The following is a 24,259-nucleotide window of genomic DNA, read 5'->3' as shown; positions in this document are numbered from 1 at the left end:
GTGATGGGTTTTTTGTTCCTCTAGTAAATCTTTTTAAAAAGGAGAGGGAAATAATGAGCAACTTATTTACAGAACATTTATGGACACGTGTCGAACCAATCTGGAAGAGTTATTTGGAACACCCCTTTGTAAAGGGGATTGGAGAAGGGACATTAAACCAAGAGAAATTCAAGCATTGGCTAAAACAGGACTATGTATATTTAATCGACTATTCTAGATTATTTGCATTAGGCAGTGCGAAAGCAGAAGACTTGGAGACAATGACTGTCTTTGCAAAATTACTGCATGGTGTACTTGATATGGAAATGGACCTCCACCGTAATTATGCAGCGGACTTTGGTATTACAGCAGAAGAACTGGAGACAACAGAACCTTCCGCCATTACTACTGCTTACACTAGTTATATGTTAAATGTATCTCAACGAGGTGGAGTGGAAAATGTAATAGCAGCAGTTCTTGCATGTGAGTGGAGCTATAATTTTATTGGTAAATCACTCGCTGAATGGCCTGGGGCATTAGATGACAATTTCTACAGCAGCTGGGTGAATATGTATGCATCAGATGAATTTACAGAATTAGCTGAAAAGTGCAAAAGACTAATGAATCAACAAGCAAAAGGAAAATCAGAACGAGAATTAAAAAGATTAGAGGAGATTGTCATTAGAACTAGCCAATTTGAATACATGTTTTGGAATATGGTTGAGAAAAAAGAGCAATGGCCAGTAAACGTGAGAGGGGAGAAACAGTTTGGCTAATCTAACAGTAGACTTAGTAGATGAGTATCAGGATGAATTAAAGCAAATTCTTGCAGATTTAATTAGCTTTCCAACAGTTAGTCCACCTGCTAGAAATACAGGAGAACTTCAAACATATATTGCCGACTTTTTAGAAAACGAAGGATTTACTACAACTAGCTGGGATGTGTTCCCAAATGACCCCAATCTGGTTGCAATGAAGGAGGGGAAAAATAAAAAGGAGTACAACAGTCTGGTAATTAATGGACATATTGATGTGGCAGAAGTGGGAGATGAAGCGAATTGGACGGTACCCGTGTTTGAATTAACCGAGAAATCCGGTTATGTTTATGGTCGTGGTGTAGCGGATATGAAGGGTGCAGTTGCTGCAACATTGTTAGCTGTAAAAATTTTAAATGAGCAAGGCGTATCCTTAAATGGAGATCTGCAAATCCAGACAGTTATCGGTGAAGAGGCGGGAGAAGCAGGTACGTTATCTTGTATAGAGAAAGGTTACAGATCAGATTTTGCGCTGGTTGTTGATAGTAGTGATTGTCAAATTCAAGGACAAGGTGGTGTTATTACTGGATGGATCACTGTAAAGAGTAAAGAAGTGTTTCATGACGCAATGAGGGCAGATTTAAACCAATCAGAAAACCCTAATAAAGGTGCTAGTGCGATTGAGAAGATGATGCAAATTATTGCTAGTTTGCAAGATTTAGAGAGACAATGGTCGGAATTGAAAAGCTATCCCGGTTTTAAACGAGGTACAAATACCATTAACCCAGCAGTTATAGAAGGGGGCAGACATGCAGCATTTGTTGCAGATGAATGTAGCTTATGGGTTACCGTTCATTTCTATCCGAATGAAAGCTATCAAACTGTAGTTAATGAAATAGAAGATCATTTAACCAAATCGATAGGGAATGATCCCTGGTTCACAGAGAACCCCCTTCAATTTCGGTGGGGGGGAAGATCGATGATTGAGGATCGTGGTGAAATTTTTCCTTCTGCTGATATTGATAAAGAACACCCAGCTATTCAACTTCTCCAACAAAGTCATGAAAGGATAGCAAACAGCCCTGCAGAAATCGGTATGTCTAAATCAGTTACTGATGCAGGCTGGTTCCATGAGGCAGGGATCCCGACTGCTATTTATGGTCCTGGGAAATTAGAAGAAGCCCATTCTGTTGATGAAAAGGTAGAACTGGAAGAGCTATTAACTTTTACAAAAACATTGCTTACATTTATTTTAGAATGGTGCAATAAACCGAAGATTATGTGAGATTTGCAACAAAACAGGGTTTATCGAGATAACATGTGTAATCTAGAAAATAAGTCAAATGATTAAGCAAACCATTCCTGCTTTTCAAGAAGATGATCGTCGTTATTGGTCGTCTTCTTTTTTGTTTACAAACTTAAAAGACGTGGTATCAGTTAACTAGTCTAATGACAGAGCATTTTTTCTTGATAAATACACAGTTTACAGAAAGGGGAAATCCAATGAATAAAAAGGGTATTTTTGATAGTTGGAAATTAATTGATTTTCGCATATTCTTGCCATCAATTCTTTTTATTATAGCTATTTCTATTCCGTTCTCCTTATACGAAGCGGAATCTTTGGAACTATTAAATGTGATCTTCGATAATATTGTGGATGGATTTAGTTGGGGCTATATTTGGTATACGATTATTTTATTAGGTGCAGGGCTTTATTTATCTTTCTCAAAGTATGGGAAAGTAGTATTAGGTGATCCCAATGAAAAACCAAAGCTCTCTTTATTTGGGTATGCTTCCATTCTAATTGCGATGGGGGTCGGTTCGACTATTATGAGAACAGGGATGGTGCAATGGACACAAGTGGCTATTGACCCTCCGTTTGGATTAGCTGAAGGTTCAGACCAATCCTTATTATGGGGCAATGCTTACAGCATGTTCCTGTGGAGCTTTCAAACATTTGCGATTTTTGTCATGGCAGCACCAGCAATGGCGTATGTTATTCATGTCAAAAAACGGCCATTAATGAGAATATCTGAAGCATGTCGAGTTATTTTTGGCGATCGCTTTACAGATGGAATCGGCGGAAAAATTTTAGATGTATTATTTCTAGTGAGTATTCTGTCAGGTGCTGCCGTTACATTAGGGCTTGGCACACCTATTATTACCTCTAACATTTCCAGAATGATGAATACAGATGTTACGTTCGGGTTAACAATGACAGTTACAATTATATGGGTAGTATTGTTCTCTATAAGCGCTTATTTAGGTATTGAAAAAGGGATCAAGCGTTTGAGCACAACTAACATGTATTTAGCGGCTGGACTGGCTATTTTTATCCTGATTGTTGGCCCAGGAATATTTATTCTCGATTATTTTACTGATACAGTAGGACATCTGTTCAGTAATTATTTTAAATTATCATTCTATACAGATTCCGTTGCTTTGGAATCAACGACACACATACAAAGTCACATGGTATTCTGGTTCGCATACAGTGCAACATGGGCAATGCTTCACAGTATATTTGCAGCCAAAATTTCTAAAGGCCGGACTGTAAAAGAAATGATCCTGACTTATTTATTAGCACCGACTATGCTGTCATGGCTTGCTACAGGAATTTTAGGTGGGTTGGGTGTTCATAGATATTTAACAGGTCAAGTGAACGTATTAGATATTGTGAAAAGTACAGAACCAGTCAATGTTATTCCAGACATATTATCAACACTTCCAATGTCTGGATTGATTATCATCTTATTTGTAATTGTATCCATGATTTTCTTAACAACTACGCTGGATTCCACTACTTATACGATTGCAGCATATTCAAGTAAAAGAGATATGAGTAAATATGAACCCTCACGTAATTTAAGAATCATTGTTGCAGCGATCATTACAGTACTTGCATTAATATTAATGCAGGCAGGGGGACTAGCTCCGCTTGAAGTGATCTCAGGATTAATGGGATTACCTATTATTATTATTCAGTTTCTAACAATTTATGCCGCGAAAAAAATGATGGATCAGGATAAAGCGTGGTTATACAATATTAGGAAATAATTAAAGGAAGAATAGAAATAGAAAGAGGATCTTTTTAAATAATGATCCTCCTTTTTTAAAAATAGATATATTCCTTCCATGTAGTCAACAATACGATGTGTGCATTTTATTTCCTCTGTGGCAATAAGAGGCGTATCCTAATATTTAGGGTATCGAAATAAATTGAAAACAAAGAAGGGGTTAACCATTTTAGATCAAGAACAATTAGCAAAACGAAATTTATGGATCATGTGGTTCGCAAACTTCTTTATTGCAGCAAGTATGACGATGGTAATACCTTTCCTATCCTTATATATCGAAACATTTGGCAATCATTCTGATAAATTTGTACAAAAGTGGTCTGGTTGGGTTTTTGCGATTACTTTCTTTACTGCATTTATAGTATCACCAATCTGGGGGAGGTTTGGCGATCGGCATGGTCGTAAGATATTTCTAATTATAGCAGGGTTCGGCCTTGGTATTTGTGTGTTTTTTATGGGGTTTGTGACAAATGTTTATCAACTTTTTTTATTGCGATTTTTTATGGGCTTTTTCTCCGGATTTATTTCCATGTCACAAGCGTTTATTTCTACACAAACACCGAAACATATTGCAGGTAAAGTGTTAGGGACATTGCAGACAGGTAATGTAACAGGGAGCCTGCTGGGGCCATTGTTCGGTGGGGTTTTAGCCGATTTAATAGGCTATCCGGCTACATTTCAATTGACATCAATTACACTGTTTGCAGCTGCTTGTTTTGTTTTATTTGGTATTCGGGAGATTAGGATAGAAAAACCTTCTGCAGAAAAGACAAGTTATTCTTCTAAAGCTGTGTTGAAACATATTATATTTCAACCTGTTCTTGTAATGGTAATGATTATATCGATGTTTGTGCAAATTGCAAATTTCAGTATACAACCGATCTTGTCCTTGTATGTTGATCAAATTCATGGTCCGAGCAGTATTGCATTCTTTTCGGGGCTTGCCTTTTCGGCAGCAGGTCTTGGGAACCTTCTTATGTCAAGAAATTGGGGGAAATTAGCGGATCGCGTCGGTTATGAGAAGATTTTAATCTTATTGTTATTTTTATCTGCTGTATTTTTCTTCCCAGGTGCATTAATTCATAATATATGGCAATTAATTATAGTTCGTTTTTTATTAGGGATAGCAATAGGTGGAATAATACCACTAAGAACGGCGTACATTCGACAAGTAACGCCATTGTCAATGCAAGGGGAAGTGTTAGGATATAACACAAGTATCCGTTTCTTAGGTAATATAATCGGTCCCGTATTTGGTGGTTGGATTGCAGGGTTGTTTACGATATCAGCTGTTTTTTACTTTAGTAGTGCTATTCTGCTGTTTAGTGGCATTGCATTCTGGATCACAGTGAGACGGCAATGAAAAATAGGTCAGAACAACTCCCGTTATATTCTTATGTTCCTCTAAATGATTGCCCTGCTTCAATTAATGGTATCTGAGTATATGACTTCATACATTTATAGTTAGGGGGGACATTAGTTGGCGTTGTGATTAGAAAATGGATGGACTATGGCAAGTGCAAGCAATAGGTGCATTTTATCTCATCTATTTAGGGCTGAAACATTCTGCTTGGTTCGTGAAACTACTTGATATAGGAGGATTTAAGGGATTAATAGTATCCCTTTAAATCCCTCCTTGCTCTATTTTTAAACTGTTTGAATGTTTTCTCTGATTTCCTCTTTTGATGAAAGACTGTTAGAAATGCTGAGGAGATGACAAAGAAAATACCAGTTAATTGAAGTAAGCTTAATACATCTCCAAAAATAAACACACCAACCAGAACAGCTACAATTGGCTCCATTGCCCCTAAAATTGCTGCTTTACTTGATTCGATGTAAACAAGCCCTAATGTATAAAGAGTATAGGCTAATATTGTGGAAATAACCGAAACCCCGAGAATATTAATTATCACCTCGGTTTGATGAAAGAGGTCTAATTTGCGCCACAGCCCGCTAGTAGGAAATATGAATAGACTTCCCGTTAGTAATGCATATAAAGTAATAGTCAGAAAATTATAGTGTGCACTAATTAATTTGCCTATAATACTGTACAGCGCACAAAATAATGCAGATAGTAAGCCTAACCCAATGGTGTGGATGGAAAGAGTTGTATGACCAATTGGGAGAAGCTGTATGGCTAAAGCACAACCAACTAAAGTAAGTAATAGAGAAAGGCACTTTCTTTGCGTAATTCTTTCTTTGAATAAGAAGTAGGAAAGAATTGTTACAAATACCGGGGATGTATATAATAAGACAACTGCGATAGACACTGAAGTTTGGCCGATTACAGTGAAATAACACCAATTAAATATAACAATTCCACATACACCTAAACCAATAAAATGGGGGAGGTGTTTCACATTAATCTTTAAATGTTTTGGTGAAAATAAAAAGAGTAATAAAATCAAAATAATCGTTGAAGTGGTTAAACGTGCCGCTACGATTTCCCATGCTGAAAATCCATATTGATATAAATTTTCCACAAATAATCCTGTTAATCCCCAAAAGCTTGCACCAATAATTGTGATAATATATGCTAGGTAGCCTTTCATACTTTCACCTTCTTTTCTCTCTATATTTTAAAGGCTTCTGTACTATGTCTTTTCTTCATAACAAATTTTTTGTGCTTTTTAATGATCAAGTATTGGCATTATATCATATAAATTAATTTAGTAAATAGTATGGAGAGAATTCAGAAATTCTGTTTTTGAATTATTAAATAATGAGGGAATTAACTAAGGCTAGTTAACCAGCAGGCACTGATCACAAAGTAGTAAAAGCCAGATAACGCGTTGGATTGGAATATCATGTTTTATTTTTGAAGATATGACTAATATAATAGTAAGTAATTTAAAAAGGTGGGCTTTTTTTATGAAACTTCGACTAGAGATTGTTTATAGTACGCCTAATGGGATAGAAACTTTCCTTCATTCTTCTGATTTAACTGTAGAGGAAGTCATTACAATTTCTGAAGATATGATGAACTTGAACAGGGTGAAAGAAATTAAATATATTGACTCGTATGACAGTGCATGGACATTGAAGGATTTAAAGAAGTATGTAAAAGATTTGGAAGAGGAGCCTCATGATATAATGCTGTACTTTGATGGAGGATTTGACCATGAAACATTACAATCAGGACTCGGATGTGTCATCTACTATAAGCAAAATGGTATTTCTTATAGAATTCGAAAGAACGCTTTGGTTAGTGAGCTAGAAACAAATAATGAAGCGGAATATGCTGCATTACATTTTGGACTGAAGCATTTAGAGGAAATGGGTGTACATCATATGCCTATAACTATTAAAGGGGATTCGAAAGTAGTGATCAATCAATTGACAGATGAATGGCCATGTCTGGAAGAAACCTTATCCCAATGGATTGATCGAATTGAAGAATCGTTAGCAATTTTAGGGACAGTTCCAATTTATCAGGTTGTATCACGGAAAAATAATCAAGAAGCGGATCAATTAGCGACACAAGCACTCCAAAATATTGAGATAACAAGCAAAATAGAATTAGCATAAGTAAGTCCTTAAAATGTGAATAGTCCTTATGTCAATGGAAATATAAAAAGCCAAAGCTGATTCGATACATGGAAGTGAAAAAATAAAGAGCATCGAATGAAAAGAATGGCCAGCAGTAATTTCACTTTAAGTAAAGAGGTTCTGACCCACTAAAGGGTCAGACCTTAACTACTTCATCAATTACTTTCATTTCTTCATGATCCAGCATGTTCTTGTTTACTACCTTTGTAACCGGTTTATTCATGTTTACCTTTAAATCATTTACTTCATCTTTATCCCCGACAATGTAGATGTTCTCCCAATTTAGCCCTTTTGCAAAGCGGTCTAATGTGGAGGCAAGGGTTTTATACCAGCGATACCTATTCGCATCAAAACGTTCTTTGAACTGATCTTGTTGCGTGTTTTTCCCTCCAGCAACTGTTGATGCTTGAGCACGCGGTGGTCCGGAATATTCACGCCAGTCTTCTGTATCCAAATCTAATTCAAAGGTATGAGAATCTTTTAATGTACCTAATTCTGTATCTAATACTTTTACTGCAGCTTTTTGAGTAAGAATTATTCCGGATTTCGGAAACGATTCATACATTTTTTTTAGTTGGTCTAAATGTGCATAATCGTCCCACTCAAATTCTGTCGTGACAGGTAACTGGAACTTCTCCGCAAACCAAATGGAATCATCCCCTGTTGCAAAAATGACAACACTCTTAGCTAAGTTTTGTTCGTTTTCATTCATATATTTTTCAACTTTTTCTTTTACTGCCCAATAGTTTCTTTTTTCATCAGAGTCTCCATCTTCTTTTAAGTAACTTTCAAAATTGCGCAAACCATTCTTCAGGTGTATTTTCCATTCTCCACCTTGTTGTTCAGGATCAGCACGGTCAGTGTTCAAATACATGGTAAAAATTCGATTCGGTTTTCCCAATTGAACATTTGATAATTCTTTTATCTTCTCGTGGATATTCATTGCGCGCATTACTCCTTTTTATAAGATTTCACTTACACTTTACATGTAACCTAAAAGTGCCCTAATAAAACATTAAAGAAGTTAGAAAATAAACAGACCATTCAGTCATGGGAATCGGCTTTTATGATGGGCAAAATATACAATATTGAGATTATTTGTTTCAGTATATGTTGATAATTATTACAAAAGATAGAAGCAAAGGAGGTGTTTGATTTGAAGCATATCAAGCTTATAGCAGTTAAATTTCTCATTAGTTTGGCACTATTATTTGTCATACTGGGAATGGGGTTCGATGTTTCTTTCGGAAATGTTTTTCTTATAACTCTTGCATTAGGGGTTATTTCTTATGTTATTGGTGACCTTTTGATATTACCTAGAACAAATAATATGGTAGCTACAATTTGTGATTTTATCCTTGCCTATGCTGTTATTTATTTAATGACAGATGCACTAACAGTTGGAGACGGTGTAATGCAGGCAGCTTTTATCTCTTCTCTAGGTGTTGCTGTATTTGAATATTTTTATCACAAATATGTTGCATCAAACCTTGATACAGACAGAGAGACGACGTATGTTCCGCCACGTGAGTTAAATGTAGAAACATCAGAAGAGATTTCCACATTTGAAGAAGAGAATAAGGTAGAAAAGCGAGAAGAATAGGAGGTCGAGACATGTTTTATCACGTGAAAGAACTGCAATATGATGCAAGGCCTTCACAACCAGATCCTGTTTATGCAAAAAAGTTACAAGAAATATTGGGTGGACAATTCGGCGAAATGTCGGTTATGATGCAATACTTGTTTCAAGGATGGAATTGTCGAGCAGAGAATAAGTATAGAGATATGATTTTAGACATTGCGACAGAGGAAATCGCTCATGTGGAAATGATTGCAACAATGATCGCACAGCTCCTCGATGGGGCACCGGCTAATGATCAAGAACAGGCTGCAAAAGACCCGGCAGTGGAAGCAGTTCTTGGTGGAATGAATCCACAACATGCAATCGTCAATGGACTTGGGGCACAACCGAATGACAGTGTAGGTTATCCTTGGACTGCACGTTATACGATAGCAAGTGGCAATTTATTAGCGGATTTCCGAGCAAATTTAAATGCTGAATCACAAGGACGTTTACAAGTTTGTCGTCTATATGAGATGACGACAGATCCTGGTGTTAGGGACATGCTTTCCTTTCTAATTGCAAGGGATACTATGCACCAGAACCAATGGATGGCAGCCATCGAGGAACTAGAGGAGACACAAGGGGCCATAGTACCGAGTTCATTTAACCAAGAATACGAGAAGCAAGAAGTATCCTATTCATTCATGAACTTTTCACAAGGTGAAGAGAGTCGTACTGGAAGGTGGGCAAATGGTGTATCATACGATAGACAAGCCAATTTTGAATATGTCCAGAAACCAGAAGCAATGGGGCAGAAACCAAGCTTACAACCAGCACCTGATTATATACATGGAACACCTCCTCTAGCTATGAGGCAAAAGCAAAACAAAATGGAACCAAAAGACAATCAGTAATGAAAAACCACTCGCAGAATTGAAGTGAGTGGTTTTTTCTTTATTGATTTATTTCCTTTTTCCATTTTCTATTCATCCATAGGGTGATAGCTCCAATAAGCGCAATTAGCAGTAGGCTGATCCAAAAACCAGGTCGTATTGATTTTTCAAACAATGTACCTGATACAGCCGCAATTAGTAGTAACAAACCAATAAACGATAACAACTTATGATATAAGGGGAGTTCTTTTAATACTCTTAATGAAGAGATAATGATAAAAGACCAGTTATATAGGAGCAAAATCCCTGCTGCTGTTGTAATATACTCATATATTTTGTCTGGTAATAATAATGCTGTTATGACAGAAGCAGATAATCCGGCTACTGCTAAGAGCAGAGAAGGGAAGGGGAGATTTTTCCACTTCTTAATCTTTTTTGAAAATACCTTTGGTGCATCCCCATCTTTAGCCAATGTTACAAGCAGTGTCACGACTCCAAATAAAGCGGCAGTCATTGTAGAGAATCCAGCAATAATAATCGCAGCATTAAAGACATGGGGAAAGAAGGCTAATCTATAATCAGCTAAAGCTGTGACAAATGGACTTTCACTTTGATCGAAAGCACTAACTGAGACCATGGTGACAGCAAGTCCTAGTGATATAATGTAAATGACTGTAAGTAAAGACAGCATAACTTTTCCTGCTTTTGGAGCATCATTTTTATTGATTAAACGAATGGTCATTAGACCTATTACTTCAATTCCGCCGAATGCATAAAAGGCATAGATTAGGGATGACCAGAATCCAGTAAAACCTTCAATAAAAAGCTTGTCTATGGAGCTTGGAATACCGGGCTGTTCCTTAGGACCTCCTGGAATCCAACCAAAAAGTGCAATGACAGCTATGACAATGAACATGATAATAGCTGCCGTTTTGATTAATGCGAAGAGGTCCTCCACTTTATCAAAACCTTTTGTGCCTAACAAGATGACGGAAATGGATAACAAGGAATAAATCATTGCAGAAACCCACAATGGTAAATTCGGGAACCATAGTTGGGTAAGAATGGATAATGCGATTAATTGGCTACCCATTATGAGAATACTGGAACACCAATAATTCCATCCACAACTGAAACCTGCCCATTTCCCATAAGCCTTTTCAGCATAATAACAGAACGATCCTTCTTGCGGATCTTTTGCTGACATTTGGGCAAGTCGGTTAAAAACAATATATGTTCCAATTGCCGCAATCAGAAAAGAAAAAACAATTGAAGGTCCTGTTATGCTAATCCCAATACTAGAACCGAGGAAATAACCGGTTCCAATCGTACAACCGATACCAGTTAAAGCTAATTGCCACCATTTCATATCACCATTTTGGGGAGATGATTTTTTCTTGGTTGCTGAACTCATGCAAATTCTCCTTCTTAGCTGTGATTAATCATTTTAGTATGTCCCCAGGATGATGGCTTATTAATAAAATAATAATTGAAATGCTTGGTAGCCAAAATATATGGCAAATCCGATAAGTGAAATTCCTGTAATAATCGATATTACTTTTAATGTCCTGTTTGTGAGAAAATGTCGAAAACTGCTCGAGACAAGTGCCATAGTTAGATCCCAAATAATTAAGCCAAGGATAATTGCAAAGGTGTAGAGTAAAAGTTGTAAATTTTCATATTTATTTATTGTATTTGCTAGGACAGATCCGTATATTCCCAGCCAGAATAAAATGGATAATGGGTTACTTATTGATATTAGAAAGCCTGAAGCAAATGTTTTCAGTAAGCTTTCCTTTCCGCGTTCATGGTTCATTTCGATTTTATGCGAACTGTTAATGCTTTCTATACCAGTATAAAGCAAGACAAAGGCGCCGAACGACCATAGAAAAGTTTTCATAAATGGTGTTTCCAAGAAATGAACAATTCCAAAAAATACAGCAAGAATAAAAAGTAATTCTGCTAAAAGTGCTCCGACTGCAATCGTCCATGAATGAAGAAAGCCATTTTTAATCCCTTGATTAATTTGGGCAGCATTCAATGGGCCAATTGGTGCAGCCAAGGACAAACCGAGAAAAACGTAACTGAAAAAGATAGCCAATGGCATTCCACCTCTCAAAAAATATAGCTAGTCCCATTTTTATTCAATTCATTTGGTAACTAGAACTTATTTAGTGAAAGGTGTTTCTTTTTTCATTGCTATCAACTTCTAAAATTATTTGCCCTGTTATTTGTATGATAAGGACATGACTGAATATGATCATCTACCATTCCAATAGATTGCATAAATGAATAGATGATAACAGGTCCTACAAATTTGAAGCCTCTCTTCTTTAAATCTTTGCTAATTTGTTTGGATAATTCTGTTTGGGCTGGTATTTGTTCATCTTTTTCCCACTGGTTAATAATCGGTTCATAATCAACATATTCCCATAGAAAATTAGAAAAACTTCCAAATTCCCGCTGTATTTCCAAAATCGCCATAGCATTATTTCTCACGGATTGCAGTTTTAATAAGTGTTTGATTACTTGATAGTTCTCTTTAATAAATATTAAATCGTCATCGGTCAAGCTGGAGCAATATTCTAAATCGAATTGATGAAATGCTTCTTTGTAACCATCTCGTTTGGATAAGACAATACTCCATGATAAACCAGATTGTGCTCCTTCTAATGTTAGCATTTCAAAGATATATTGATCATTATTTGTAGGTACACACCATTCCTTATTATGATATTCTTGCATCATCTTGTTATTATCTGGCCATGAACATGTATTCATTTAATTGCTTCACTTCCAATTTTAATATTTTGCTATAACTATAACACGAATGATCCGAATTTAAAAAATCACCAAGCATGCCAAACAAGGACAAGCTTGATGATTTTCATTGTTCCTTAAATTTCTTTTGGTAACACGATTCTCTTATACATCTGTACTGTCAACAAGAAGTAGGATACATAAATTACGAGGAATAGTGTTATCGGGATCCATATTTTTGTAAAAGGTTCTATTAAAATAATGGAGAACATCTCCATCCCTACAAGGACATGGATAAAACCAAGCAGACTAGGGAACAGGAAAACGAGAAATAATTCTTTATAAATTGATGCAGATAGCATAGAGCGTCTGACACCTATTTTCCGTAACATTTGATATCGATTAATGTCTGTAGTTGCACTGGAAAGTAATTTAAACATAAGCACACTTGCCATCATCATTAGAAAGGCGAAACCAAGGAATAGTCCCATAAAAATCGTTCCATTAGCCAATGCTTTTAATGATGTGTAATTTTCATATTTACTCCCAATCATATCTGGTCTGGAACCAGTATAGGCTAATCCAATTTCCCGATTGTGTTCATCTATTTTCTCTAATGTATCAGCATGTTCTACAAAGTTTTCTATACGACCTAAAAACACTGTCTCCGTTTCAGAGTCAATCTCCGCAAATTTATCCTGACTCACGATATTTATAGTTTTTTCACCAAATATGCGGAAAGTTGCCAGCAGTTCATTACGTAATGCTGTAGCCCAATTGTCTGGAATCACTAGGTCTTCATCCGTTGCTGTCTCAGAATATTCTTCTGAATCTAGCGGGTCATTGACACGCACAGTTTTTGTAAGGTCATCCATATTTCCTGTAAATTGTTTAATGAGTGGTGGATTATTTAATAAATCATCTTTAAGAAAATAAACATCATCATCTGTAACTTTGTACGTGTAATTGCTCTTCTCAAGGAATTCCCATTGTTCCATCTCTTCTAGTTGTTCTTCAGTTGGCTGATATACAGCAACATCATTGGCATAAATCAACGATGTTTGGATCGCAATATTGTGATAAAAAGATAAACCAGCTGCCATTGCCCCTAATCCCAGTGCAATTAACATCGTGACGGTACCTAATACTTTTGTTAGCTGGCTAATACGGAACTGTAATTGTGAAAAGGTAAATGAATTTAGTCCTTTTTCATTTAAGGATCGAAATGACTTTATCCTATTTATTAAAAAAGGCAGTAATGCCATGAAGAAAAGGTATGTTCCAAAGGTTATTGTTATTGCTGCCACAATTACTCCGATATGCATATATATGCCCATGTTAATCATTGCATAATAACCAATTCCAATTAAGATTAGAGAGAACAGGGTTCCGATAAAGGTTTTCCACCCCCTTCTTATTATGGGATCTGCTTGTAGAGGTGCACGAACTAATTCTAATACAGATTTCCTTGCGACCTTCACAGCATTGGCAGTGGCTGTTAGCAAGAAAAGGATTGCATAGAAGATAATTGTTGTAACAAGTGAAGATCGGTAAAATGATTGGAAACCGCCACCATTAAAGCCGAGCTGATTCATTAGCAACCTGGCTATTAATTCAGCCAATCCTACACCTGCCAATAATCCAATTACTAAAGATATAAAACCAATCAATAATGTTTCAAAGAACATCATTTGAGTGACTTTTCCTTTTTTTGCACCTAAAGTCATATACATCCCAAGTTCTTTTTGGCGTAATGACAAAATAAATGATGTGGCATAGAAAATATAAAAAATTGTAACCATTGCTAGAATAAATGTCCCAACATGAAAAACAAATACAATCGAACTTATCAATGCATTCGCTTCAAGGAAAGTTTTATTTTGAGCTAATGTTTGAAACATATAAAAAATCGCAATGGATACGGTTAATCCAAATAATAATACAAAGTAGTCTTTCCACATCTTCTTCATACTGGATGAAAGTAATTTCCATAACATAATTGGACGGGCCTCCTTACACTCGGTCTAAGCTGGTGAATTCAGCCAACACATTAAGGATTTGCTGATGAAATGCAGCTTGATCTTCTGTTCGATGGAGTTCTTTATAAAGAGTACCATCCTGAATAAATAAAATTCTTTCACAATAACTTGCACTTAAAGGGTCATGGGTAACTAACATAATGGAAACGTCATGGTGTTTGTTTAAGTGCTCCATTGTTTCCATTAAGCTGCGAGCATTTTTAGAATCGAGTGCACCGGTAGGCTCATCGGCTAGAATGATCGCAGGTTCATGAACAAGTGCTCTTGCCGCAGCGGCTCTTTGTTTTTGTCCACCTGAAATGGTGACAGGATATTTATCTAAAATGGATTTAATTCCAAGCTTCTCAGCTACTTGGTTCACTAACGGTTTGATTCTTCTTGAAGCCACACCTTGAAGTGATAATGGTAAAGAGATATTTTCATAAACGGTTAAGTTCTCCAACAGATTAAAATCTTGAAAAATGAAACCAAGTTCTGTTGAGCGGAAATCAGCTAATTCATTTTGTTTCATCATAGTTATATTTTTTCCTGCTATTTCAATTTTCCCTGATAATGCTCGATCAAGTGTTGACACAACATTTAAGAGCGTTGTTTTCCCTGCACCTGATGGTCCCATAATACCTACAAATTCTCCTGGGTAGATATCAAAAGAGACGCCACTAAGTGCTTTAAAGCTATTTTCAGATTTTTTCCCGAATATTTTTTCCACATTGTCGACATGAACGACTGGTTTTGACATTTATTATTCCTCCTGAAATATTTATTCTGATCTCATTGTAGTAAGGATTGTGCTAAGTACCTATTGATTTTTCTTTCATTTATCTTACAGTTTTGTAAGATAGGAAGTATTGACATTTAGTAAATCGTTATTATAATACTATATGAATGAATGTTCATTCCGGAGGTGAAATAATGTCAAAAAATAAACAAGAAGACATTTTCCAGGCAGCAATGCAGCTGTTCGCTGAAAGAGGTTATGATGGTACGACTGTTCCGATGATCGCTAATAAAGCAAAAGTAGGTGCTGGTACCATTTACCGCTATTTTGAGAATAAAGAATCATTAGTAAATGCACTTTTTGTAAAATGTGTGGAACAATTTTTTGAGGTAATTCGTACAAATTTCCCTCAAGATGCAGATGTACGTCAACAATTTAATCATATATTCAGAAGAATGTTTGTTTTTGCTAAAGAAAATAGCAATGCATTACAGTTTATTAATTCTCATGATGAAGGTTACTATTTGGATGAAAAAAGCAATCAAACCTTCGAAGATTTTCTCGATTTCTTCCGAGCGGTCATTGAAAATGGTAAAAACCAAGGTGTCATTCGCTCTTTACCATCCCATGCTCATATTGCAATTGTTTACGGAGCATTTGGAATGCTGTTTAGCCTAATTCAATCAGGGCGTATGGAAGAAACGCCAGAATTATTAAATGAATTAGAAGATAGCTTATGGAATGCTATTCGAATCATTTGATTCTTTAGCATGGCACAAACGGAATGAATATTCATTCCATAATTTAAACTAAAGGAAAGGTGAAAAAATAATGCTGAAATTTAAAAGCTGGAGAAGTGTCTCACTTCTTTTGTGGACTGTAGTAAGTATATTTATGTTAACAACAATGCCTAACTTAACTCAGTTAGTTCAGGAGAAAGGGCAAATTACAATACCTGACACAGCTCAAAGCTCTGTTGCGAATGAAATGATTAAAGAAATGTATGTAAGCGGCCAGGAAACATACGGGATTATCGCTGTTTTTAATAGTGGGAGCAATGTGGCACTCACCGAAATACAGAGAAAAGAAATTGCAGAAAAAATAACGCAATTGAAAGTTCAAGATGATAAGCTTGGTATCACAGAAATTATGACACATATTGATAGTAAGGAAATGGAGGACCAACTTGTTTCAGAAGATGGGACTACCATTTTAGCACAAATTTCTGTTGACCAAAGTCATGGAGAAATTACTGATACGGTGGAGGAACTGAATGAAGTAATTAGTTTAGAGAATGTGGAAACTTTTTTAACAGGAAGTGAATTAGTTAGTAATGACTTTGCTAATTCTACTCAAGATGGTGTGAAAAAAACAGAAGTTATTGCAATCATATTTATTTTGGTTGTATTAATTATTGTTTTCAGGTCACCAATTGTGCCAGTTATTTCATTGCTGACAGTTGGTGTATCATACTTGGTATCAATGGGAGTAATCGCACATATTGTTGATAAATTGGATTTTCCTTTCTCTAACTTTACACAAGTATTTGTTGTGGTGGTCTTATTTGGTGTCGGGACAGATTATAATATTCTCCTGTATACCCGGTTCAAAGAGGAATTAGGTAAGCAGGATAATGCCTTTTTAGCAACGAAAGCAACCTTTAAATCTGCCGGTAAAACAGTCTTATACAGTGGATTAGCTGTATTTATCGGATTTGCATCACTTATTTTGGCGAAATTTTCTTTATACCAAGCTACATCTGGCGTAGCAATCGGTGTAGCGGTATTGCTTTTAGTTTTAACAACACTAAATCCATTTTTTATGGTGTTATTAGGTAAAGGTATGTTTTACCCTATTAAAAACTTCAAGGGTCATGGAGAAAGTCGTATATGGGGTTTTTTAGCGGAAAATACAATTTTGAGACCGTTTCTTGCAGTTATTGTCGTGCTCGTAGTAACTGTTCCTTTTATTTTTAATTATTCTAGTACGCTTAATTTCAATGATTTGTTTGAAGTTAATGACAAGTATGAATCGAAGCAGGGAATTAATGTGATTGAAGATCATTTCCCGCCAGGCTTTTCTTCACCAGGAACATTAGTGATAAAGTCGTCTGATTCGAAATTAAATGATGCTAAAATATTACAAACTATTGATGAATTAACTGAAAAAATCACTAATATTGATGGCGTATCTGAGGTATATTCAGTAACACGTCCTGCTGGTGACAAGATCGCCGAATTATATATAGATGAACAAGCAAATGAACTAGGATCTGGTATTGATGACGCCAATAATGGAATTGGGGAAGTAAGTGATGGATTAACATCGGCCCAGGACCGAATGGGCAGTAACAATTCTGCTGATTTAACAAATGTTCAGAAATTGATTGATGGGACATATGAGTTAGAAAATGGCGTTATAGCTTTACGTGATGCCATGAATGAACTAACAAAAGGATTTAATAGTGGAGTAACTGGATCCGAGAGTCTTGAAACAGGGTTGGCTTCATTAAGTGGTAATGTCGAAAATCTTTCTGGGGCAACATCTCAATTGTATGAAGCTTATAGCCAATTAGAAACAGGATTGAGCAGCTATGATGAATATTTTGACAGTATCACACAGGCGATTGATGGTGCTATATCTGGATATAAGCAAATCGAAACTTTAATGAATGGTTTTATTGAAAGAAATCCGGAAATGGAAACTGATCAGGATATTCAACAAACGTTGGGGATTGCTGTTTCAGCACAAGGGCAATTAAATGGTTTAGCTGATCAATTGCAGCAGTTATCTACCCAACACCAAACGGTTATAGAATCTTTTAATAAAGCAAATGAATCAATGTCTGCTGTAAATGATGGATTAGTACAAGTACAGACGGGTGTGGAGCAGTTAAAAACAGGTGCTGCTGAATTAAAGGATGGTTTAGATACAGGTGCGGCAGGTGCAGAACAAATTGCTGGAAAAACTGGTGAGTTACAAACAGGTTTGGCACAAGTAAATAATGGCCAAGCACAGCTTTTAACTGCTTTGAATGACTTACAAGAAAAAATGGGTGAGTTGCAATCAGGGTTAACTGCAAGTACGGATGGTCTGGGTCAAATTAGTGATGGATTAAATGATGCGGAAAGTTATTTAAATGACTTAAGTGAATCAAATAGCTCTGAGAAATTTTACATCCCGCAAGAGGTTCTAGAAGGAGAGGAATTCCAAGAAGCATTAGACACATACATGTCCGATAATCGGACCATCTCTACAATGAGGATTATACTAGATGTTAATCCATATTCCCGTGAAGCAATGCCAATTGTTGCAAATATAAATAATTTAGTAGAGACACAGCTCGAAGGAACAGAGCTTGCTGAAGCAGAAGTAGCAATGGCTGGAACTACAGCGACTAATGCTGATTTAAAAGAAATTACAGAACAAGATTTCTTTAGGACAGCAACAATTATGTTGGTTGGAATTACAATTGTATTAATTCTGATTACGTGGTCTGTATCTCATTCGTTGTTTATCATTGGATCATTAATATTAGTTTATTTTACGTCACTAGGAATTAGTGAATTAATTAGCACACATCTATTGGGTGTGAATATGCTTAGCTGGAATGTACCATTCTTTAGTTTTATTATGATTATCGCATTAGGTGTTGATTACAGTATTTTCTTGATGATGCGTTATAATGAGTCAGATGGTGATCCATCTGCTAAGATAGTGGAAGCTTCACGCCATATAGGAGGAGTAGTCTTATCAGCAGCTCTAATCCTTGGCGGGACATTTGCTGCACTTATTCCCTCAGGCGTGTTAACACTTATTCAAGTGGCAACGGTTGTCATTGTCGGGCTAATTTTACTAAGCTTAGTAGCAATGCCAATTTTGTTACCAGGATTAATGGAAGTAACGAATAAATTGAATGTTTTTAAAAAGAAAAGATAGGTGATGAGAGCTGGCCCTGAGGCCGGCTTTTTTCATTTCGCGATATCACTCATGTTCTTCTTTTTTCTTTTCTATTGTATAATGTTAAAAAGGAAAATTAAGGGGATGGATATGGAGAATTGGATTACCGATTTTATGAATGAATATGGTTATATGGGCATTATGTTCCTAATTGCATTGGAAAATATCTTTCCACCTATTCCCTCAGAAGTGATTTTAACGTTCGGCGGATTTATGACAACTACGTCCAGTTTAAATATCGTTGGAGTAGTTATCTCTTCAACTGCTGGTTCTGTTTTCGGTGCAATTGTTTTATATATCATAGGCTTACAATTAGATGTGGCAAGACTGGAAAAAATAGTAGAACGATGGGGTACTTTTCTTCGGATAACAAGAAAGGATATACACAAAGCAGATGAATGGTTCGATAAATATGGTCCTTGGACTGTTTTCTTTTGCCGGTTTATTCCTGTTATCCGCAGCTTAATCTCCATACCTGCTGGAATGTCTAACATGAAAATCCCCGTGTTTTTGTTTTTTACAACGATAGGGACATTTATTTGGAATATTGTTCTTATTCTATTAGGGGCATCCATCGGTGACTCGTGGGATATTATTGTTAAATATATGGATATTTACTCTAATGTAGTATATGTTTTATTGTTCATCCTTCTTATTGTTGCAGCTTTTCTTTATATTAAAAAGAAAAAGTGAGACTGTCTTTTAACTCCTCTGTTAGTATGGCTGAATGGAAGAACAGCCGGACTTAACATCAATCCAGATATGATTCAGGCAGGGAAGTAATGATTAAACGCGTTTAAATATCAACCAGACCCAAACCAAGCAAGGAGTAGAATTAAACGCGTTTAAACATCAACCGGATAAAATCAAGTGAAGGAATGAAAAATAAAGTATATTTATTTACCAATCCGGATCAAGATTTGATCTAAACAATCTGTCAGCGATTTAAACAAACACTTTCAAACGATGAAAGAATGTATCGTTGTTATTGTAAGTATTTTAAAAACGCAAGCAGTTTGTCGATACTTTTCAAATTCTGATTACAAACAGCAGCATCTTTACAAATATAATTTCCTTTCTTAGAATAAGTTCCTCTCATCGTTCCTTTTTTCTCTATTGTAAATAATGCAACTTCTTCCAGACCATTGCATATGGAACAAATTCCTTTATGGATTGAGGTTTCCAAAAATCCTGAAACACCAACAAGCTTTCCTTGTCTCGGCATTAACATATAAGTTTTGCTAGTTCCAAGGTCTTCCCATCTTAAATAAACCGTTTCTTTTAAATCATATGCACTTAAATCAGGTTGTTTTAATTTCTTTACTTTAGGAAAAGCTTTTTCGATCATCTTCTCTGAAACTAAGGGAAATGGGATAACATATTGCTTTAATTGATGGAGGAAACTTTCCAAATCTTCTTTATCTTGTATTTGATCAATTTCTCTTAATAGTTGCTCTTGATCCTCACTTAAATCAGTAAAAATACTCCTTGTGTTTTCCATAGCCATTTCTCTCACTGCTTGAGTGACGCCTAAGTCAGTAGAGTTTACTTTTGCTTGGATGATTGTTGATGCTTGTTCTCTAATAAAGTGAAATTGTTCCACTTGTATAAATGACTCCATTATTAGCACTCCTTCCTCCATTTATTTTAACAAATTGACATAAAAATACTATGGCAAGAATGGATCTGAAACATTCTTGCCATAGTTCGATTATTTCCTGTAAACAATTTTTTTAACAGTTTCAACGGAAAGATAATATTCCTGTGCTAAACTTTCTAACCGCCTTCCTTTGCGAAAAGCTTCTATAATTTCATTATTCCGATCATCATAATATTTTCTATTTCCAGAACAAGTCCCCCAACCTTTGCGAGTGGGAACTCTTTTTGGGATATAAAGCATTTCTCCCTGGATATAGTCTTGTAATCTCTCCAACAATTCATCTGGCAACACTTCTCGTGCTTTCATATATTTCATTTTCAGCCCAGCTCCTTATATTTTTCTTTATAAGGGCAAAGCCTAGTAAGTTGGAATAAGGCGAAATCAACTATCTCCCATACAAAGTATCGCCTCAATTTCTAGGCTCTGCATGGGTAATCAATAACTCTGGCAATGATAAATTAATTGCCATGGCGAACACCTCCATTTATAAATTATTTTAATTGATTCTCAGAAAAATGTGGAGATTTTTTGGAAAATTTAACAAAAATCTACCTGGCATATTCCTGACATTATTCTTTAGTAAATTAGAGCTCGATATAAGGAGATCTCTTGATATGATTCTTATAATCATGTCGTAAATTGATATGATATACTGAAAGCAAAAAGGAGTGTGGATTGAATGGAAACACAGAATCAAGCCTTTTTCCGCAAATTTAATGAAGGATTTGTAAAAGGGGATATAAAACAAATTTTATCAAGTGTCACTGAAGATATTACTTGGAGAATGGTAGGAACAGATACAATTAAAGGGATTGATGCATTAAAAGAAGCATTAGAGGGAATGGAGAGTGATAATCAGTTCGAATTAGAAATCGAGCATATGATTACACACGGAAAAGAAGCGGCAGTAAATGGATTGATCCATTCAACCAATCGTGATGGCGAGCAACGCCATTACAGCTTTTGTGATATTTACAGATTAAATAAGCATAAGGATGGGAAAATTAAAGAGATCATTAGCTATGTTGTAGAGGTCTAAATAGGGGGCAGCTTTGGAAATAAATAAAAGATTGCTTCCCCTCAAAGATGTTAATTCACATTACATAAAATAAATTTCAAGTAAAAAAGCCAACGCAAGACATGCGTTGGCTTAAATATATTACTCTTCAATTGCAAATTCAAAAGAACCGCTAAGTTTAATCTCTTTACCGATCAGGACACCACCAGTTTCCAATGCAGCATTCCATGTTAATCCATAGTCTTCACGGTTGATTTTCCCTTCAACATCAGCACCTGCTACAATGTTACCGCTCATTGGATCTTTTGCTTTACCGTTATAGTCTACAGTAAACGTTTCTTCATTTGTTACACCTTTAATTGTTAAATCACCAGTTACTTTAAATTCAGAGTCACTTACTTTTGACACAGATTTACTTTGGAAAGTAATGGTTGGGTAATTTTCTACATCAAAGAAGTCTCCAGATTTTAAGTGACCGTTACGATCTTCATTGTTAGTTTCGATTGATGCGACATTAACTGTCACTTTAATACTAGCGTTCTCCAGATTATCAAAATCTCCATTAAAATCGATATCGAAATCTTGGAACTCGCCTTTTGCTTTAGAAACCATCATATGTTTCACCTGAAAATTTAATGCACTGTGTACCTTATCTAATTTTACGTTTGTCATAATTAGTATTCCTCCCAAAAAAATATTAACTTACTTTATGTAACTAAGTATACAAATATAAATTAATTACGTCAAGTAAATTAGTTATTTTATTTCTGTAAAATCTTCTGCTATAATAGAAACAAAGAGGTGAAAGTGATGAGTGATAAGACGATATGCCCTAGATTTGAATCTGCATTAGATATATTAAATAAACGATGGACTGGTTTAATTATCTTTCAACTATTAGAAGGGGCACAACGCTTTTCAGTAATAGAATCTTCGATTGGGATTAGTGGACGTGTTTTGTCAGAACGATTAAAAGACCTCGAGAAGTCGGGGATTGTGGAACGCAAAGTTTATGATGAAACACCTGTAAGAATAGAATATGGGTTAACAGATAAAGGACGCGCCCTTGAACCGGTTTTAAAAAGTATTCAACAATGGGCCGAGGGCTGGATAGATAAAGAGACATTAGCTTAGTAACTTGTTTTCCCTGGGTGAAAAGACTTTGTAGGAAAGCGGAGAGCGACTCTTCGCTTTTTTTCTATGTTAAAATATAGAGAAAAGTTTAAGAGGAGGTCCTTCAAATGAAATTTATACTAGACTGTGATCCAGGACATGATGACGCTGTTGCCATCATTTTGGCAGCTTCCAGAATTAATCCGCATAAGATAGAAGCCATCACAACAGTAGCCGGGAATGTAGAAGTAGAAAAAAACACATTAAATGCATTAAAGGTTTGCGATATTATTGGATTAGATGTTCCCGTGGCACAAGGAGCCGTTCGTCCATTGATTAAACAATCAGAGATAGCAAAAGAAATTCATGGTGAGACAGGTTTAGATGGACCAAATCTGCCTGATATTCCGGAGAAACAAGCAGTTAAACAACATGCAGTTGACCTGATAATAGAAAAACTCTTAACAACAGATGAGCAAATAACGCTCGTTCCAACAGGGCCACTAACGAACATTGCCATGGCACTAATGAAAGAACCGGAAATAAAGCAAAACATAAAAGAAATTATATTAATGGGTGGTGGGAGTTATGGGAATTGGACACCAGCAGCAGAATTTAATATCTATGTAGATGGAGAAGCAGCTAAAGTTGTTTTCGAAAGTGGAATACCTATCCGAATGTTCGGCTTAGATATCACCCATCAAGTACTAGCAACAAGTGAAACAGTTAATGAGTTGAGAGTAATGAAAAATAAAGTAGCAGATTTTATTGCAGAACTTTTCATTTTCTTCATCCAGGCATACAAAGATCACTTTGATTTTGATGGTGGGCCCATTCATGATGCATGTACAATTGCACATTTAATTGATCCAACCATCTTTACATTCAAACATCTTCACGTTGATATAGAAACGAAAGGTGAACATACATATGGCATGACTGTTATTGATCGGCATGGAGTAACAGGTAAACAGCCGAACGTCTTTGTAGCAACAGGGTTTGATGAAGAGAAATTCTGGAAAATGTTTAAAGATGCGATCACTTCTTATGGTAATTAATATGAGGAGAAGTCAGTGAAGCGGTTATGTAACAAGAATGATCTCATTAAAAGTTGGATTCAGGTGTAAAAGTAATTCGAGAGGGTAAAGGAAAAATATATCTTTCATGAAATTGC

Annotated in this window: 23 protein-coding genes; 13 read left to right on the top strand and 10 right to left on the bottom strand. The window is 35.9% G+C overall.

Annotated features, from left to right (window positions below; translation table 11 throughout):
- Window positions 1-53: 53 nt before the first annotated feature.
- From tenA to ACFOY7_RS01295, 4 genes are all read left to right on the top strand, one after another.
- Entirely contained in the window at window positions 54-755 is a 702-nt protein-coding gene (gene tenA, locus ACFOY7_RS01310; protein ID WP_390248597.1) for a thiaminase II, read from the top strand.
- Window positions 748-2,019 carry an acetylornithine deacetylase gene (locus ACFOY7_RS01305; protein WP_390248595.1) on the top strand — a complete coding sequence of 424 codons (1,272 nt, stop codon included), beginning with the start codon at window positions 748-750 and terminating at the stop codon, window positions 2,017-2,019. The genes tenA and ACFOY7_RS01305 overlap by 8 nt, the downstream gene beginning before the upstream one ends.
- 218 nt (window positions 2,020-2,237) lie before the next feature.
- The gene (locus ACFOY7_RS01300; protein ID WP_390248593.1) at window positions 2,238-3,791 is read left to right on the top strand and encodes a BCCT family transporter; all 1,554 of its coding nucleotides are present in this window, start codon (window positions 2,238-2,240) and stop codon (window positions 3,789-3,791) included.
- 228 nt (window positions 3,792-4,019) lie between these two features.
- On the top strand, window positions 4,020-5,174 hold the full coding sequence (locus ACFOY7_RS01295; protein ID WP_390248728.1) for an MFS transporter: 1,155 nt from the start codon (window positions 4,020-4,022) through the stop codon (window positions 5,172-5,174).
- Between the two features lie 247 nt (window positions 5,175-5,421).
- Here the strand turns inward: ACFOY7_RS01295 and ACFOY7_RS01290 are convergent, their stop codons facing one another.
- On the bottom strand, window positions 5,422-6,363 hold the full coding sequence (locus tag ACFOY7_RS01290; RefSeq protein WP_390248591.1) for a DMT family transporter: 942 nt from the start codon (window positions 6,361-6,363) through the stop codon (window positions 5,422-5,424).
- Between the two features lie 319 nt (window positions 6,364-6,682).
- On the opposite strand from ACFOY7_RS01290, the gene ACFOY7_RS01285 reads away from it, so the two are divergent.
- On the top strand, window positions 6,683-7,339 hold the full coding sequence (locus ACFOY7_RS01285) for a reverse transcriptase-like protein (protein WP_390248589.1): 657 nt from the start codon (window positions 6,683-6,685) through the stop codon (window positions 7,337-7,339).
- 157 nt (window positions 7,340-7,496) lie between these two features.
- Here the strand turns inward: ACFOY7_RS01285 and ACFOY7_RS01280 are convergent, their stop codons facing one another.
- Window positions 7,497-8,303: a VLRF1 family aeRF1-type release factor gene (locus ACFOY7_RS01280; RefSeq protein WP_390248587.1), complete on the bottom strand. Its 807-nt coding sequence runs from the start codon at window positions 8,301-8,303 to the stop codon at window positions 7,497-7,499.
- A 213-nt stretch (window positions 8,304-8,516) separates the two neighbouring features.
- Here ACFOY7_RS01280 and ACFOY7_RS01275 point away from each other — a divergent pair, with 213 nt between their 5' ends.
- Window positions 8,517-8,963, top strand: coding sequence for a YndM family protein (locus ACFOY7_RS01275; protein WP_390248585.1), 447 nt, complete (start codon window positions 8,517-8,519; stop codon window positions 8,961-8,963).
- A gap of 11 nt (window positions 8,964-8,974) precedes the next feature.
- Entirely contained in the window at window positions 8,975-9,838 is an 864-nt protein-coding gene (locus ACFOY7_RS01270) for a manganese catalase (protein ID WP_390248583.1), read from the top strand.
- A gap of 40 nt (window positions 9,839-9,878) precedes the next feature.
- Here ACFOY7_RS01270 and ACFOY7_RS01265 read toward each other — a convergent pair whose 3' ends face one another.
- The 5 genes from ACFOY7_RS01265 to ACFOY7_RS01245 form a co-directional block, all read right to left on the bottom strand.
- The gene (locus tag ACFOY7_RS01265; protein ID WP_390248581.1) at window positions 9,879-11,231 is read right to left on the bottom strand and encodes an amino acid permease; all 1,353 of its coding nucleotides are present in this window, start codon (window positions 11,229-11,231) and stop codon (window positions 9,879-9,881) included.
- Window positions 11,232-11,291: 60 nt separating this feature from the next.
- Window positions 11,292-11,918: a LysE family transporter gene (locus tag ACFOY7_RS01260; protein ID WP_390248579.1), complete on the bottom strand. Its 627-nt coding sequence runs from the start codon at window positions 11,916-11,918 to the stop codon at window positions 11,292-11,294.
- A gap of 101 nt (window positions 11,919-12,019) precedes the next feature.
- A complete protein-coding gene (locus tag ACFOY7_RS01255) occupies window positions 12,020-12,598 on the bottom strand; it encodes a DNA-3-methyladenine glycosylase I (protein WP_390248577.1) in 579 nt (192 codons plus the stop codon).
- A gap of 116 nt (window positions 12,599-12,714) precedes the next feature.
- Window positions 12,715-14,574, bottom strand: a complete 1,860-nt coding sequence (locus ACFOY7_RS01250) for an FtsX-like permease family protein (RefSeq protein ID WP_390248575.1) — start codon at window positions 14,572-14,574, stop codon at window positions 12,715-12,717.
- Window positions 14,575-14,590: 16 nt separating this feature from the next.
- Window positions 14,591-15,355 (bottom strand): ABC transporter ATP-binding protein, encoded by a 765-nt coding sequence (locus ACFOY7_RS01245; RefSeq protein WP_390248573.1) that lies wholly within the window; start codon window positions 15,353-15,355, stop codon window positions 14,591-14,593.
- Between the two features lie 173 nt (window positions 15,356-15,528).
- Between ACFOY7_RS01245 and ACFOY7_RS01240 the strand changes: the two genes are divergently transcribed.
- From ACFOY7_RS01240 to ACFOY7_RS01230, 3 genes are all read left to right on the top strand, one after another.
- Window positions 15,529-16,095: a TetR/AcrR family transcriptional regulator gene (locus tag ACFOY7_RS01240; RefSeq protein WP_390248571.1), complete on the top strand. Its 567-nt coding sequence runs from the start codon at window positions 15,529-15,531 to the stop codon at window positions 16,093-16,095.
- 70 nt (window positions 16,096-16,165) lie between these two features.
- Window positions 16,166-19,273 (top strand): MMPL family transporter, encoded by a 3,108-nt coding sequence (locus ACFOY7_RS01235; RefSeq protein WP_390248569.1) that lies wholly within the window; start codon window positions 16,166-16,168, stop codon window positions 19,271-19,273.
- 111 nt (window positions 19,274-19,384) lie between these two features.
- Window positions 19,385-19,987 (top strand): DedA family protein, encoded by a 603-nt coding sequence (locus tag ACFOY7_RS01230; RefSeq protein ID WP_390248567.1) that lies wholly within the window; start codon window positions 19,385-19,387, stop codon window positions 19,985-19,987.
- Window positions 19,988-20,279: 292 nt separating this feature from the next.
- Here the strand turns inward: ACFOY7_RS01230 and ACFOY7_RS01225 are convergent, their stop codons facing one another.
- Together ACFOY7_RS01225 and ACFOY7_RS01220 are read right to left on the bottom strand one after the other, a co-directional pair.
- Window positions 20,280-20,915, bottom strand: a complete 636-nt coding sequence (locus ACFOY7_RS01225; protein WP_390248565.1) for a FusB/FusC family EF-G-binding protein — start codon at window positions 20,913-20,915, stop codon at window positions 20,280-20,282.
- Window positions 20,916-21,005: 90 nt separating this feature from the next.
- Entirely contained in the window at window positions 21,006-21,269 is a 264-nt protein-coding gene (locus ACFOY7_RS01220; protein ID WP_390248563.1) for a CD3324 family protein, read from the bottom strand.
- Window positions 21,270-21,633: 364 nt separating this feature from the next.
- Here ACFOY7_RS01220 and ACFOY7_RS01215 point away from each other — a divergent pair, with 364 nt between their 5' ends.
- Window positions 21,634-21,993 carry a nuclear transport factor 2 family protein gene (locus ACFOY7_RS01215; protein ID WP_390248561.1) on the top strand — a complete coding sequence of 120 codons (360 nt, stop codon included), beginning with the start codon at window positions 21,634-21,636 and terminating at the stop codon, window positions 21,991-21,993.
- A gap of 120 nt (window positions 21,994-22,113) precedes the next feature.
- Here ACFOY7_RS01215 and ACFOY7_RS01210 read toward each other — a convergent pair whose 3' ends face one another.
- Window positions 22,114-22,644 carry a YceI family protein gene (locus ACFOY7_RS01210; RefSeq protein ID WP_390248559.1) on the bottom strand — a complete coding sequence of 177 codons (531 nt, stop codon included), beginning with the start codon at window positions 22,642-22,644 and terminating at the stop codon, window positions 22,114-22,116.
- Window positions 22,645-22,782: 138 nt separating this feature from the next.
- Between ACFOY7_RS01210 and ACFOY7_RS01205 the strand changes: the two genes are divergently transcribed.
- A complete protein-coding gene (locus tag ACFOY7_RS01205) occupies window positions 22,783-23,106 on the top strand; it encodes a winged helix-turn-helix transcriptional regulator (protein WP_390248557.1) in 324 nt (107 codons plus the stop codon).
- A 107-nt stretch (window positions 23,107-23,213) separates the two neighbouring features.
- Window positions 23,214-24,143, top strand: coding sequence for a nucleoside hydrolase (locus tag ACFOY7_RS01200; RefSeq protein ID WP_390248555.1), 930 nt, complete (start codon window positions 23,214-23,216; stop codon window positions 24,141-24,143).
- The last annotated feature ends 116 nt before the right edge of the window (window positions 24,144-24,259 follow it).

Source organism: Gracilibacillus xinjiangensis (genome assembly GCF_042651765.1).
Lineage (GTDB): Bacteria > Bacillota > Bacilli > Bacillales > Amphibacillaceae > Gracilibacillus > Gracilibacillus xinjiangensis.
Note: the sequence above shows the minus strand (reverse complement) of the source record. Positions and strands in the feature narration are given on the sequence as shown.